This is a genomic window from Sphingopyxis sp. Root1497 (assembly GCF_001427085.1).
GTDB lineage: Bacteria > Pseudomonadota > Alphaproteobacteria > Sphingomonadales > Sphingomonadaceae > Sphingopyxis.
Genome location: NZ_LMGF01000001.1, coordinates 216,815 through 230,902, shown reverse-complemented (window position 1 = coordinate 230,902; position 14,088 = coordinate 216,815). Strand labels below are relative to the sequence as shown.

General features: G+C 68.5%; 13 protein-coding genes. 6 read left to right on the top strand and 7 right to left on the bottom strand.

All coding sequences use genetic code 11. From position 1 onward, the window contains the following. The first annotated feature begins 55 nt into the window (after window positions 1–55). Together metX and metW are read left to right on the top strand one after the other, a co-directional pair. Window positions 56–1,177 carry a homoserine O-acetyltransferase MetX gene (gene metX / locus ASD67_RS01120; RefSeq protein WP_056342016.1) on the top strand — a complete coding sequence of 374 codons (1,122 nt, stop codon included), beginning with the start codon at window positions 56–58 and terminating at the stop codon, window positions 1,175–1,177. Beyond that, the gene (gene metW / locus ASD67_RS01115) at window positions 1,177–1,764 is read left to right on the top strand and encodes a methionine biosynthesis protein MetW (RefSeq protein WP_056342013.1); all 588 of its coding nucleotides are present in this window, start codon (window positions 1,177–1,179) and stop codon (window positions 1,762–1,764) included. Before metX ends, metW begins: the two co-directional genes overlap by 1 nt. 105 nt (window positions 1,765–1,869) lie before the next feature. On the opposite strand, the gene ASD67_RS01110 is transcribed toward metW, so the two are convergent. Further along, window positions 1,870–2,505: a TetR/AcrR family transcriptional regulator gene (locus ASD67_RS01110; protein WP_056342011.1), complete on the bottom strand. Its 636-nt coding sequence runs from the start codon at window positions 2,503–2,505 to the stop codon at window positions 1,870–1,872. A 208-nt stretch (window positions 2,506–2,713) separates the two neighbouring features. Here ASD67_RS01110 and ASD67_RS01105 point away from each other — a divergent pair, with 208 nt between their 5' ends. Beyond that, window positions 2,714–5,062, top strand: coding sequence for a TonB-dependent receptor (locus ASD67_RS01105; RefSeq protein WP_056342008.1), 2,349 nt, complete (start codon window positions 2,714–2,716; stop codon window positions 5,060–5,062). Between the two features lie 54 nt (window positions 5,063–5,116). On the opposite strand, the gene ASD67_RS01100 is transcribed toward ASD67_RS01105, so the two are convergent. The 5 genes from ASD67_RS01100 to hemC are packed head-to-tail and all read right to left on the bottom strand — an operon-like array spanning window position 5,117 to window position 10,046. After that, on the bottom strand, window positions 5,117–6,238 hold the full coding sequence (locus ASD67_RS01100) for a CaiB/BaiF CoA transferase family protein (RefSeq protein ID WP_056342004.1): 1,122 nt from the start codon (window positions 6,236–6,238) through the stop codon (window positions 5,117–5,119). Further along, window positions 6,231–7,433 (bottom strand): acyl-CoA dehydrogenase, encoded by a 1,203-nt coding sequence (locus ASD67_RS01095; RefSeq protein ID WP_056342002.1) that lies wholly within the window; start codon window positions 7,431–7,433, stop codon window positions 6,231–6,233. The genes ASD67_RS01100 and ASD67_RS01095 overlap by 8 nt, the downstream gene beginning before the upstream one ends. A 48-nt stretch (window positions 7,434–7,481) precedes the next feature. Then, window positions 7,482–8,399: a hypothetical protein gene (locus tag ASD67_RS01090; RefSeq protein ID WP_056341998.1), complete on the bottom strand. Its 918-nt coding sequence runs from the start codon at window positions 8,397–8,399 to the stop codon at window positions 7,482–7,484. A gap of 19 nt (window positions 8,400–8,418) precedes the next feature. Further along, the gene (locus tag ASD67_RS01085) at window positions 8,419–9,102 is read right to left on the bottom strand and encodes a uroporphyrinogen-III synthase (protein ID WP_056341995.1); all 684 of its coding nucleotides are present in this window, start codon (window positions 9,100–9,102) and stop codon (window positions 8,419–8,421) included. Further along, a complete protein-coding gene (hemC, locus tag ASD67_RS01080; protein WP_056341994.1) occupies window positions 9,099–10,046 on the bottom strand; it encodes a hydroxymethylbilane synthase in 948 nt (315 codons plus the stop codon). The genes ASD67_RS01085 and hemC overlap by 4 nt, the downstream gene beginning before the upstream one ends. 63 nt (window positions 10,047–10,109) lie before the next feature. On the opposite strand from hemC, the gene tsaD reads away from it, so the two are divergent. The 3 genes from tsaD to ASD67_RS01065 all read left to right on the top strand — a co-directional run bounded on the left by tsaD (window position 10,110) and on the right by ASD67_RS01065 (window position 13,784). After that, a complete protein-coding gene (tsaD, locus tag ASD67_RS01075; protein WP_056341989.1) occupies window positions 10,110–11,144 on the top strand; it encodes a tRNA (adenosine(37)-N6)-threonylcarbamoyltransferase complex transferase subunit TsaD in 1,035 nt (344 codons plus the stop codon). An 11-nt stretch (window positions 11,145–11,155) separates the two neighbouring features. Beyond that, on the top strand, window positions 11,156–12,148 hold the full coding sequence (locus tag ASD67_RS01070; RefSeq protein WP_056341986.1) for an NAD(P)H-dependent glycerol-3-phosphate dehydrogenase: 993 nt from the start codon (window positions 11,156–11,158) through the stop codon (window positions 12,146–12,148). A 76-nt stretch (window positions 12,149–12,224) separates the two neighbouring features. Next, window positions 12,225–13,784, top strand: coding sequence for a lipopolysaccharide biosynthesis protein (locus tag ASD67_RS01065; RefSeq protein ID WP_056341985.1), 1,560 nt, complete (start codon window positions 12,225–12,227; stop codon window positions 13,782–13,784). Window positions 13,785–13,787: 3 nt separating this feature from the next. Here ASD67_RS01065 and ASD67_RS01060 read toward each other — a convergent pair whose 3' ends face one another. Then, window positions 13,788–14,045: a hypothetical protein gene (locus ASD67_RS01060; protein WP_056341981.1), complete on the bottom strand. Its 258-nt coding sequence runs from the start codon at window positions 14,043–14,045 to the stop codon at window positions 13,788–13,790. Between the last annotated feature and the right edge of the window lie 43 nt (window positions 14,046–14,088).

Genomic DNA, 14,088 nt, shown 5'->3' with positions numbered 1-14,088 from the left:
TCGCGAGTCCAGCACGTTGACAGCCCCCGCACACCCGCTTAGCCCCGCGCGCATCATGGCGAGCGCGCTCCACCAGATATCGCACCAGAGCGTGACGATCCCGACCCCGCTGCCGCTCGACAGCGGCCAGTCGCTGCCGTCGGTGACGATCGCCTGGCAAAGCTATGGCGCGCTGAACGCCGACAAGTCGAACGCGGTCCTGCTGTGTCACGCGCTGACCGGCGACCAATATGTCGCGAGCGACCATCCCGCGACGGGCAAGCCCGGCTGGTGGGCGCGCATGGTCGGCTCCGGCAAGCCGATCGACACCGACCGCTTTCACGTCATCTGCGCCAATGTGCTCGGCAGTTGCATGGGGTCAAGCGGCCCCGCGACCCCCGATCCGGTGACCGGCGCGCCGCTCGGCATGGCGTTCCCGGTGATCACCATCGGCGACATGGTGCGCGCGCAGGCGATGCTGCTCGATCATCTCGGGATCGACCGGCTCCATGCGGTGGTCGGCGGCTCGATGGGCGGCATGCAGACGCTCGCCTGGGCGGCCCACTATCCCGAACGGCTCGAACGCGCGCTGGTGATCGCCAGCGCGGCGCGCCATTCGGCGCAGAATATCGCGTTCCACGAGGTCGGGCGGCAGGCGATCATGGCCGATCCCGACTGGCAGGACGGCAATTATTACGACAAATTCTGCATGCCCACGAAAGGCCTCGCGGTCGCGCGCATGGCGGCACACATCACCTATCTGTCCGAAGAAGGGCTGACCGAAAAATTCGGCCGCCGGCTGCAGGCGCGCGACATCAAGAGCTTCGGCTTCGACGCCGATTTCCAGATCGAATCCTATCTGCGGCATCAGGGGCTCGCCTTCACCGATCGCTTCGACGCCAACGCCTATCTCTACATCACCCGCGCGATGGATTATTTCGACCTCGCCGATCCGCACGACGGCCGCCTCGCGGGCGCCTTTGCCAAGGCGAAGGATGTGCGCTTCACCCTCGTCAGCTTCGATACCGACTGGCTCTATCCGACCGCCGAATCGCGCCGCATCGTCCAGGCGCTGCAAAGCGTCGGCGCCGCCGCGAGCTTCGTCGAGCTGTCGGCGCCCTATGGCCATGACTCGTTTCTGCTCGACGTGCCCGCGCTCGACCGGCTCGTCGCGGGCGCTTTGGGAAGCGGATACTGATGGCCTTGCGTCCCGACCTCGCGATCATCGCCGACGCCGTACCGTCATCGGCGCGCGTGCTCGACGTCGGCTGCGGCGACGGCGAGCTGATGGAGGCGCTGCGCGCCAAGGGCGTCGATGCGCGCGGGCTGGAGATCGACCCCGCCAACGTCACCGCGGCGATCGCGCGCGGCCAGTCGGTGGTGCAGGGCGACGCCAACCGCGACCTTGCCGACTATCCCGATGACGCCTTCGACTATGCGATCCTCTCGCAAACACTGCAGACCACCGAGCGCCCCGACCTCGTCGTTGGCGAGCTGCTGCGCATCGCGCCGCGTGCCTTTGTCAGCTTCCCCAATTTCGCGCATTGGCGCGTGCGGCTCGCACTTTTGTGGGGTGGACGGATGCCGGTGACGCGGCTGCTGCCCGTCGCCTGGTACGAGACGCCGAACATCCACCATGTCACGGTAAGCGATTTCCGCGACCTGATCGGCGCCAAGGGAATCGGCATCGGAGCAGCCTGGTATCTGTCGGGCGACAAGCCGACGAGCGACGCCGCCGCCAGCTGGCGCGCCGAACATGCGATCTTTTTGATCGGGCGCTCCTGATCTTTCTGACCGTCGCCCCCCGCGAAGGCGGGGGCTGTTGGAGGTTCGTTCCTGCGTAGCAGTGCAAGGCCGATAGCGGCCCCCGCCTTCGCGGGGGCGACGATATCAATCCTTCTTCGCCAGCCCGTTCGCCAGCAGGTCGTTGGCGACGCGCGCGATTTCCTCGATATCGACGCCCTCGTCCCACAGCCCGTACCGCATGCCGAGAAAGACATTCATGCCGCCGATCGCCCAGGCATGGATTTCGCCGACGTCGGCGCGAATCTCGCCGCGCGCCGCGCCGGCCTCGAGCCGCTGCTGGACGCGTGCGACGGTGGTTTCATAATGGCGGCGATAGCTGGCGTAATCGACGAATTCGGCCTCGTCGATGATGCGATAGATTTCCTTGTGATCGCGCACGAAGCGCAGGAAGGATTCAAGCCCGATGCGTTCGGCGGCGATGCCGTCGGGCGCGGCCTGGACGATCGGGGTCACATAGTCGCGCAACTGCTCGCTCATATAGCGGACGAGCGCCTGGAAGATTTCATCCTTCGAATCGAAATAGGTGTAAAAACTGCCGAGCGCGGTGCCGGCGCGGCGCGTGATGCCGCTGATCGACGCCTCGTGGAATCCCCGCTCGCCGAACTCGATCGCCGCGGCGTCGAGCAGTTTGCGCAGCGTCCGCCGCCCGCGCTCCGTGCGCGGGGTCTTGTCGCGTGCGGCGCCCCCGTCGGCCTCCGTTGCTGATCGCGGCTGATCCATCGCTGCCTTTCCGTTCCCCCATGCCGTTCGGCCCTTCCTTGCATCGTGGCTTTTTCGCACCAGTGGCAAGCAAAAAACGACAGCGTCATATTCCAAGTTGAAACTTGGTTCATGTTTCATTATTGGAGGCCGCGCGGCTTGGCAAGGACCAGGCCCAAGAAAATCAACCGGGCGACGAGGGGTCGCCCGCGACATGGGAGAGACAATCATGCGACCGTTCGCCCGCCGCCTTCACCGTGCCGTCTGCGCCACCAGCGCTCTCGGCCTGCTCGCTTTCGCTCCGCCGGTCTTTGCCCAGCAGGACGTGAGCGCGAGCACCGACGCCGGCGACGACGAGATCGTGGTCACCGCGCGCCGCCGCGACGAGCGGCTGATCGACGTGCCGATCGCGGTCACCGCCTTTTCGGGCGAAGCGCTCGAAAAGGCCGGCGCGATCGACATCACCGAAATCGGCCAGATAACGCCGAACACCACGCTCGAAGTATCGCGCGGCTCGAACTCGACGCTGACCGCCTTCATCCGCGGCGTCGGCCAGCAGGATCCGGTGTCGGGGTTCGAACAGGGGGTCGGCCTCTATCTCGACGACGTCTATCTCAACCGCCCGCAGGCCGCGGTGCTCGACATCTATGACGTCGAGCGGATCGAGATTTTGCGCGGACCGCAGGGCACGCTCTATGGCCGCAACACCATCGGCGGCGCGGTCAAATATGTGACGAAACAGCTGCCGCAGGATTTTTCGCTCAAGATCAAGGGCACTTACGGCACCTATGACCAGGCCGACCTGGTCGTCACCGCGAGCGCGCCGATCGGCGACCTGCTCCGCGTTGGCGGTTCGGTCGCGCGCCTGTCGCGCGGCGGCTTCGGCGACAATCTCACCACCGGCCTCGAAAATTACAACAAGGACGTCTGGGCCGGCCGTGGCACCGTCGAACTCGGCGGCTATGGCGAACCGGTGCTGATCCGCATCTCGGGCGATTACAGCAAGGACAAGAGCGATCCGCGCGGCGGCCACCGCCTGATCCCCAGCCTCGCGACCAAGGCCCCGGTGCTCGACAGCGTCTATGACAGCCGCGGCGGCCTCGTCGATCCGAAGCAGGAGATCGAGGCCTATGGTCTAGCGATGAACGTCACCGCCAACCTCAGCGACACGGTGACGCTGCGCTCGATCAGCGCCTGGCGCAAGGACAAGTCGGCGACCCCGATCGATTTCGACGCGCTGCCCGCGGTCGACGTCGACGTCCCCGGCTTCTATTTCAACGAACAGATCAGCCAGGAATTCCAGCTGCTCTACGAAGGCGACAAGCTGAAGGGCCTGCTCGGCTTCTATTATCTCGACGCGACCGCCGACACGCTGTTCGACGTGCGCATCTTCAACACCTTCGCCGGGCTGACCGCCTTCACCGAGGCCGATGTCGACACCACGACCATGGCCGTGTTTGGCGATGCGACCTATGATTTCACCGACCAGCTCAGCCTGTCGGTCGGCGGCCGCTACACCTGGGACAAGCGCGAAGCGTCGATCCTGCGCCAGAATTATCTCGGCGGCGGCTCGCCGGTGTTCGGCGGCGCGGGCGTGCCCTTCGGCGCCCCCGGCACCGATTTCGAAGGCAGCCGCAAGTTCAACAAATTCACTCCGCGCGCCTCGCTAACTTTCAAGCCGACCCCCGACCACACGATTTACGCCAGCTATTCACAGGGCTTCAAGGGCGGCGGCTTCGACCCGCGCGGGGTCGGCGCCAATGCGCCCGCCGCCATCCCGGGCAAGCCGACCGATGCCGAAATATCGGCCTTCCTCAGCTTCCGTCCCGAACAGGTCGAAAGCTATGAACTGGGGTATAAGGGCAGCCTGTTCGACGGCCGCCTGAACGTCGCGCTCGCCGGCTTCTATGCCGATTACACCGACGTCCAGATTCCCGGATCGGTCGCCTGCACCGTCGGCGGCCTGCCCAGCTTCTGCGGCATCGTGTCGAACGCCGGCAAGGCGACCTTCAAGGGCCTCGAGTTCGAAGGACGCGCGCGACTCGCCGAGGATATGGCGGCGTCAGGCGACCGGCTGACGCTGTCGACCGCGCTTGGCTATATCGATGCGCAGTACAAGCGCTTCGTCTCCAACATCGGCGGCGTACCCACCGACGTCGCCGACTTCCGCCGGGTGCAGAACACGCCGAAATGGACCGCCAGCGGCACGCTCGCCTATGCGACCCCGATCGGCGACGGCGACCTCAGCTTCGGCACGACGCTGTCGTACCGCAGCAAGACCTACCAGTTCGAGATTCCGAACCCCTATATCGACCAGAAAGGCTTCGCTTTGCTGGATGCCAGCCTCGTCTACACCGCGCCCGAGGGCCGCTGGAGCCTTGGCGTGTTCGGCAAGAATCTGACGAACAAGCATTACAAGACGTCGGGCTATACCTTCATCAACATCAACCCGGTCACCGGAGTTCCGGTCATCGGCGGCAACGGCCTGCCGACCTCGGCGCTCGGCACCGAAGGCACGCTGACCGCCTTCTACGGCAATCCGCGCCAGGTCTTCGTCACCGGCACGGTCAAATTCTGACCGCAGGAAACGAAAAAAGGGGGAAAGGGGCGTCGGCGACGGCGCCCCTTTTTTTTATCGGGCGAGCACCGGCGCGCCGCCCGGCGCGACCATGCGCTCGCCGTCGATGACGATCGGGCTCGCGACGCCATCGACGAACGCGCCCTCGGGACGGAAGCGCATCCCGCGCGCCTGCACCTGCGGGTCGGCGAACACGCCCGCCAGGTCATTGATCGGCCCTGCCGGTACATCCTCGGCCTCAAGCGCGAGCGACAGCGGCTGCGCCTCCCAGCCGGCGATCTTCGCCGCGAGCAGCGGGATCAGCGCAGCCCGGTTCGCCAGTCGCGCCGCATTGGTCGCGAAACGCGCATCGTCGGCCCAGCCCGGTTCGCCGAGCACCGCGCACAGCTTCCTGAACTGCCCGTCGTTGCCGACCGCGATCACCAGCTGGCCGTCGGCGGTGGCAAAGGCCTGATAGGGCACGACATTGGCATGGCCATTGCCCATGCGCTTCGGCGACACCCCGCTCGCGAGATAATTGGCTGCCTGATTGGCGAGCACCCCGACCTGGCAATCGAGCAGCGCCATGTCGATATGCGCGCCGGCCCCTGTGACGTCACGGCGTCGCAGGGCAGCGAGGATAGCCACCGTCGAATACATGCCGGTGAAGATGTCGGCATAGGCGATCCCCGCCTTTTGCGGCGGGCCGTCGGGTTCGCCGGTCAGCGACATCGCGCCGCCCATCGCCTGGATGATGAAATCATAGCCCGCGCGGTGCGCATAGGGTCCGGTCTGGCCGAAACCGGTGATCGAGCAGACGATCAACTCGGGGAAATCGGCCCGGAGCGTCGCGGGATCGAGCCCATATTTGGCGAGCCCGCCGAGCTTGTAATTCTCGATCACGACGTCGGCGCCCGCGATCAGCGCGCGCACCTCGGCCTGCCCTTCGCCGGTCGCGATGTCGATCGCCACCCCCGACTTGCCGCGGTTGGTGCTGTGATAATAAGCGGCGCCGAGATTCTCGCCTGCGGCGCCGGCGATGAACGGCGGACCCCATAGCCGCGTGTCGTCGCCGGCGCCCGGGCGCTCGACCTTGATCACCTCGGCGCCCAGATCGGCGAGCAATTGCCCGCACCACGGCCCCGCGAGCACCCGCGCCAGTTCGACGACGCGGATGCCCTCCAGCGGCTTAGGCAAAGGCCGAAATGCCGGTGATCGCGCGCCCCAGGATCAGCGCATGGACGTCGTGCGTGCCCTCATAGGTGTTGACCGTCTCGAGGTTCACCGCGTGGCGGATGACATGATAGTCGGCCGAAATGCCGTTGCCGCCGTGCATATCGCGGGCGACGCGCGCGATATCGAGCGCCTTGCCGCAATTGTTGCGCTTGAGCAGGCTGATCATGTCGGGGCCGACATGCCCCTCGTCGATCAGCCGCCCAACGCGCAGCGCGGTCTGCAGGCCAAGCGCGATTTCGGTGAGCATGTTCGCGAGTTTCAATTGCACGATCTGGTTCGCCGCGAGCGGGCGACCGAACTGCTTGCGTTCGCCTGTGTAATTGCGCGCCGCTTCATAGCAGAATTCGGCCGCGCCCATCGCGCCCCAGCCGATGCCGTAGCGCGCACGGTTGAGGCAGCCGAACGGGCCTTTGAGGCCTGACACATGCGGCAGCAGCGCATCCTCGCCGACCTCGACGCTATCCATCACGATCTCGCCGGTGACCGAGGCGCGCAGGCTCACCTTGCCCTCGATCTTCGGCGCCGACAGGCCCTTCATGCCCTTTTCGAGCACGAAACCGCGAATCGCCCCGTTGTGCGCGTCGGACTTTGCCCAGACGACGAAGACGTCGGCGATCGGCGAATTGGTGATCCACATCTTCGCGCCCTTGAGGCGGTAGCCGCCTTCGATCTTTTCGGCGCGGGTGCGCATGCCGCCGGGGTCGCTGCCCGCATCGGGTTCGGTCAACCCGAAGCAACCGACAAGCTCGCCCGAGGTCAGCCCGGGCAGATATTTGCGCTTCTGCTCCTCGCTGCCATAGGCGTTGATCGGGTGGATCACGAGGCTGCTCTGCACCGAGCAGGCCGAGCGGTAACCCGAATCGATTCGCTCGACCTCGCGCGCGATCAGGCCGTAGCTGACATAGCTCAGGCCAGCGCCGCCATATTCGGGATCGATCGTCGCGCCGAGCAGGCCGAGCGCGCCCATTTCCGACATGATCTCGCGGTCGAAGCGCTCGTCGAGGAAGGCCGAGGTCACGCGCGGCAGCAGCTCGCCCTCGGCATAGGCGCGCGCGGTGTCGCGCACCATGCGCTCCTCGTCGCTGAGCTGCGCGTCGAGCAGCAGGGGATCGAGCGGGTCGAGCGCGACGACGCGCTGCGGATCGGCGAGGGCCATGGGACGGGGCTTTCTCTCTAACGGCGAGCGCCCCTGTCGGGACGCGCGCTAGGGGGCGGTTGCGGCCGGGGCTTTTCCGGCCATCGCGGCAGCCGGGCTGTCGCGCGGTTCCAATATCGCTGCGGTCTCGATCAGGTCAAGCGCGCGCCGCGCTTCGTGATAGCGCCGCGCGTCGATGAGCCACGCGTTGGCATTGGCGGCGCCGGGCATCGCCTCGACCTCGGCGATCGCCTTGTCGGCCATGCCGCTCGCCAGATAGCGCCGCGCCCGTTCGAGCCGTTCGGCGGCGCGCGGCGACTGGGTCCCGGCCTCGCGGACGACGAACAATTCATTGAGTTCGCGGCGGAAACCGGTCCACAGGCTGCCGCTGTCGCCGCTGCGCCCGACCAGTTCGGGGGCGATCGCGTCGAGTTCGGCGCGCAATTGTTCAAGCGTGATCGGGTCGCGCGAAGTTTCGATAATCGTCTTCACCGCATTGGGCTGGTCGTCGCCGAAGCGTAGCCGCAGCTGCGCATCGAGATAACCGAGCGACAGCCCGCGATCGAGCGCGCGGCGGACCGCAAAGGCGACGAGCAGCCCCTCGGCGCGCGACGCATTGCCCGACGCCGAGGCGGCTTCGAGCGTGATGCGCGACAGGCGCTGTTCGAGTTCGGCGACGCGTGTGGTCAGCGGGCTGGCCCCGTCGACCGGAGCCACCATCATTGGCGCGGCCGCACCGCCGGTCGGGGTGGCCGCCTCACCGGCGCCGACCACCGCGAGCACCCCGCCGGGGGTCGCGGTATCGATGACTTTGGTCGTCGGCGCGCTATCGCCACCAGCCAGCCAGCGGTTCATCGCCCAGCCACCACCGCCGACCCCGATCAGGAGCAGGATCAGTCCGGAGATCGCCAGACTGCGCAAGGACGGCCCTTTTCTCGCGCCTTCCTCGCCCGGGCGGACGGGGGTATCGCTGCTGTCGATTGCCATAAACCTCTTTCGAACGACCCTATTTTTGCGCCTTTTGGCACAAAGCATAAGCCGCTGTCACCATTGCCGCGTCTTCGGGACGGTCCGTAACGGTAACAGCCGCCCAGCCTTCGCCCGCGGCTTCGGCCACCGCCGGGCCGATCGCGACGAGCGACAGGCGCCCGCGCCGCCCCTCGGTCAGCGTCGCGATCCGCGCCGCGCCGCGCGCCGAATGGGCCAGAATCACCGCCGAATCGCCGATCAGCCGATCCCAGCCGGCGGGCGGCGCGACCGGATCGACGGCATAGCAAGGCAGGGCATCGAGCCGCGCACCGCGCGCGTCGAAATCGGACCGCTCGCGCCCGCAAAGCCACAGGATCCGGGGCTTTCCTGATGACGTCATGGCGTCGATCAAGGCCTGTGCGTCGCGGGTTCCCGTCGCCGCGACGCGCAACCCCGCCGCCTCGGCCGCCGCCGCGCTCGCCGCGCCGACGGCATGGACCGGCAGCGACACGAGCCGGTCCAGTCCAGACCCCGCCAGCCGCACCGCCTGTGCGCTGGTCAGCAGCAGCGCGTCATATTCGCCCGCGTCGGGCGGACGCCACTCGATCGGCACCGCCGCGAACAAGGGCATCGCAAAGGCGTCGAGGCCGGCCGCCCGCGCCCGCGCCACCGTCGCCGCATTGCCCGGTTCGGGACGCGTGACGATGACGGGCAGCATCATACCCCGAACAGGCGCCGCACCGCATCGGGCGCGCGGCCGAGCAGGTCGCGCGCCAGTTCGACCGCGGCGTCGGGACCCGCGACCGCCGCATGCCCGACGACATGCTCGGCGCCATCCTCCGAATAGAGCTCGGCATCGAGCCGCAGCGTGCCATCATCCAGGAAACGCGCATGCGCCGCGACCGGCGAGCGGCAATCGCCGCCGAGCGCCGCGAGAAATTCGCGCTCGGCCATCACCGCGCGGTGCGTCGGCACATGATCGACCGCGACGAGCAGCGCGCGCACCCGATCGTCGTCGCTGCGGCATTCGATCCCGATCGCGCCCTGCGACGCGGCGGGCAGCAGGGTCGCGGCATCCTGCACCACACCGATATCGAACATCGCCAGCCGGTCGAGCCCCGCCGCCGCGAGCAAGGTCGCATCGACGTCGCCCGCCGCGAGCTTAGCGAGCCGGGTCTGGACATTGCCGCGCAGCAACAGCGTTTCGATGTCGCTCCGGCGCCGCTTGACCTGCGCCGCGCGGCGCGGGCTGCTCGTCCCCAGCCTTGCGCCCGTCGGCAACGCGTCGATGGTCGCCGCCATGATTCCCTCGCGCACCACCAGCCGATCGCGCGGGTCGGCGCGTTCGAGCATCGCGACGAGCGCGAAGCGCGGATCGCGTAGCGTCTCGACATCCTTCAGACTGTGCACCGCGATGTCGATCGCCCCCGCATCGAGCGCCGCATCGAGTTCGCGCGTCCACAGCGCCTTGCCCCCGACCTCGGCGAGCGCGCGGTCCTGGATGCGGTCGCCGGTCGCGGTCATCGGCACCAGGAAGAGCGAATCTTCGGTCAGGCCATGCGCCTGCGCGAGCGCCGCCGCCGCCATATGCGCCTGCGCCATCGCCAGTGGCGAGGCGCGGGTGCCGATCCGCAGCGGAGCGTCGGGAGTGGGAAGCCTGTTCATCGGCTTGCTGCTAGCCTCCCTTGCCCTGCCCGCCAAGGGGCGCGTAAAGGGGCGCGCAACAATATGACTCTGATCCTCGGCCTCGAATCGAGCTGCGACGAAACCGCGGCAGCGCTCGTCGACAGCGACAGGCGCGTCCTCGCGCACCGCGTCGCCGGGCAGGAGGAGGATCACGCCCCCTTCGGCGGGGTCGTGCCCGAGATCGCGGCGCGCGCGCATGTCGACCGCCTCGCGCCGATCGTCGAACGCGTACTCGCCGATGCCGGAAAGACGCTCGCCGACGTCGACGCGATCGCCGTCACCGCCGGCCCGGGGCTGATCGGCGGCGTCATGGTCGGGCTCGTCACCGGCAAGGCGCTCGCCCACGCCGCGGGCAAGCCGCTGATCGCGGTCAACCATCTCGAGGGCCACGCGCTCAGCCCGCGCCTCGCCGATCCGTCGCTGCAATTTCCCTATCTGCTGCTGCTCGTGTCGGGCGGCCATTGCCAGCTGCTGCTTGTGCGCGGGGTCGGCGACTATCGCCGCCTTGCCACCACGATCGACGATGCCGCGGGCGAAGCCTTCGACAAGACCGCGAAATTGCTCGGCCTCGGTTACCCGGGCGGACCCGCGGTCGAGCGCATCGCGAAAAACGGCGACCCCAAGGCCGTGCCGCTACCGCGCCCGCTCGTCGGCAGCGCCGAACCGCATTTCTCCTTTGCCGGGCTCAAGAGCGCGGTGTCGCGCGCGGCGGCGTCGGGCCAGCACAGCGTCCCCGATCTCGCTGCCTCCTTCCAGCAGGCGGTGGTCGACTGCCTGGTCGACCGCAGCCGCATCGCGCTTTCCGCCTGCCCCGAGGCCACCGCGTTTGTCGTCGCGGGCGGGGTCGCCGCGAACGGCGCGATCCGCGCCGCGCTGACCGATCTGGCGGCACGCCACGACAGGCCTTTCGTCGCTCCGCCCTTGTGGCTGTGTACCGACAATGGCGCGATGATCGCCTGGGCGGGCGCCGAACGCTTCGCCGCGGGGCTCACCGATCCGCTCGACACCGCCGCCCGCCCGCGCTGGCCGCTCGATCCCGAGGCCGAAGCCGTGCGCGGCGCCGGAGTAAAAGCATGACTCGTGAAAGCATGACGTCATATCAAAGCTTCGGCGTGGTCGGTGGCGGCGCCTGGGGCACCGCGCTCGCGCAACTGCTCGCCGCCGATGGCGCCCCGGTCCGGCTCTGGGCACGCGAGGCCGAGGTCGTCGCGGCGGTCAACATCGAACATCGCAACACGCTGTTCCTGCCCGGCGCGGCGCTGTCACCCTCGCTCAGTGCCACCGGCACCCTCGCCGACCTGGCGGCATGCGACGCGCTGCTGATCGTTGTCCCCGCTCCCTATCTGCGTTCCGTGCTCGCCGCGCTGCCGCCGGGCGATGCACCGCTGATCCTGTGCAGCAAGGGCATGGAGGCCGAAAGCTTCGCCTTCCCGGTCGACATCGCACGCGATGTCGCGCCGGGCCGCGCGGTCGCGGTCTTGTCGGGGCCGACCTTCGCGCACGAGGTCGCCGCCGGGCTACCGACCGCGATCACCCTCGCCGCCGCCGACCCCGCGGTCGCCGACGACCTCGCCCGCGCGCTCGCGCGCCCGCATTTCCGGCCCTATGTCTCAGCCGACGTCATCGGGGCCGAGATCGGCGGCGCGGTGAAGAATATCCTCGCGATCGCCTGCGGCATCGTCGACGGCGCCGGGCTCGGCCTCAACGCCCGCGCCGCGCTGATCAGCCGCGGCTTCGCCGAAATGACCCGCTTCGGCCTCGCGCGCGGCGCGCAGGCCGAAACCCTCGCCGGGCTCGCCGGACTCGGCGACCTTGTGCTTACCTGTACCTCGAGCAATTCGCGCAACTTCTCGCTCGGCCAGGGCCTCGGGCGCGGCGAGGAGGCGCAGGCGCTGATGGCCGATCGCCGCACCGTCGCCGAGGGCGCGTTCAGCGCCCCGGTGGTCGCCGCCGCGGCGCGCGCCGACGGCATCGACATGCCGATCACCGACGCGGTGGCGCGGCTCGTCGCGGGCGAAATCCGCGCCGGCGAAGCCATTCAGGCGCTGCTCAGCCGCCCGCTGCGACGCGAGGGCCGGTGAGCCAGCGACGACATTTGCCACTCCCCCCCTGCCGCGCTAGAAAGCGGCAGGGCGAGGAGCAAGGGGGACCGCAGGTTTGACCCAGACGGACAGCGCGGCCGCGCCCGCCCCCGACAGCGCGTCGCCTTCCCCTTCACCCGGCGATCCGCCGCGCGACGCCGATACCGCTGCGCTCGCCAAGGGCGGTCGCACCAATTTCTTCGGCTTCATCCTCCGCCTCGTCGCGCGCCTGCCCTTCCTCTACGTCGCGGGCCGCTGGTATGGCGCCGAAGCGGTCGGGCGCTTCGCCTTCGCGGTGCTCGTCATCGAACTCGTCGCCCAACTCGCCACCCTCGGCCTCAAGCGCGGCCTCGCCGAACAGCTGAGCGCGCCCGATGCCGACCATCGCATGGTCGTGTGGGACGGCATGTTCGTCGCGCTGCTCGCCTCGGCTGCGGGGTCGGCGCTGCTCCTCGCCTTTCCGCAACTGATGTTCCCCGCCGGCGGCATCGACAGCACCGACCGCTGGATGGCCGGGCTCGTCTTCGCGATCGCCGGCACCGACATCGCGCTCGCCGCCTGCGCCTATAAATTCGACATCGGCGCGACGGTCCGCGCCCGCGCGGTCGTCGAACCCTGGGTGATCAGCATCGCCGCCGCCGGTTTCTGGTTCGTGTCGGTGCGCGACGGGCTGATGCTGTCCTACGCCGCCGCGATGATCGGCGCCTTTTTGACCGCGCTCTACCCGATGCTGCGCCACTATGGCGGACCGCGCGGGTGGCAGCCGCATCCGGTGCATCTGATGGCGGTCGCGCGCCGCAATGCGCCGCTCGCCGCCGCCGACGCAATCGAATGGGGCACCCGCCGCCTCGACCTGTTCATCCTCGGCCAGTTCACCTCGCCGACGATCTACGGCATCTATTATATGGCGCAGCAGGTCGCCTCGCTGCCGCAGAAGCTCAAGACCAGTTTCGAACCGATCCTCGGCCCCGTCATCACCCGCAACCTTGCCGAGAATCGCCTTGGCGCCGTGGCGGCACAGGTCAGCCAGGTCGGTTTCTGGATCATCGCGGCGCAGGCGGGCGTCGCGCTCGCGCTCGGCATCCCGGGCGAGGCTGTGATGGGCCTCGTCGGCCCCGCCTTCGTCGGTGGCAGCACCGCGCTCGCCTTCCTGCTCGCCGCCGAGGTTGTCGCCGCGACCGCGGTGGTGAGCGAGGCGGCGCTCGTCTATGTCGCGCGCCACCGCAACCTGCTGATCAGCCTCGCCACCCTCGCGCTGCAGGCGGCGCTCAGCATCCTCTTCATCAAGACCGCCGAGGCGATGGGCTGGCCGCCGCTCTACTACGCCGCGGCTGTCGCGCTCGCGCTGATGATCGCGCTGGGCTTCGCGTCGGTGGCCAAGGCCTGGCTGCTCGGCCGCATCCTCGGCACCCCGGTCAACAGCCTGCGCTGGGCGCTGGTGTGGGCGACCGCGGGCGCCGCGGTGCTCGGCTGGGGCGCGACGCAGCTCCCCGAATGGGCCGAACTGCTGATCGGGGTCCCCGTCATCCTGGGAATCTATAGCTGGCTGATCTGGACCCGCGGATTCGGCCCCGCCGATCGCGCCTTGTTCAAGAAGCATCCCGAACCGGCAATGGCCGAAACCGCCGCCGGCTGAAGATCAGTCCACCGCCTTCTGCGCCGCGTCGCCGACATCCTGCGCGGCATCGCCGACCTTTTGCGCGGCCTCGGTGATCGCGCCGGTTTCGGCCTTTTCATTGCCGAGGAACTGGAAGGCGACGAAGCCCGCGACCGCGAGCGCGACGAGCAGGATCAGCATCATGCCCATCCCGCCGCCGCGGCGCGGTTCGCGATCGACGATCGTCGTGGTGTGCGTCGTCCCGTCGGGATCGCGCGTGGTATGGATTTCATCGGCCATGTGAAGCCTCCTGTGCCAGTGATGGGGCATAGGACGCTTCAAC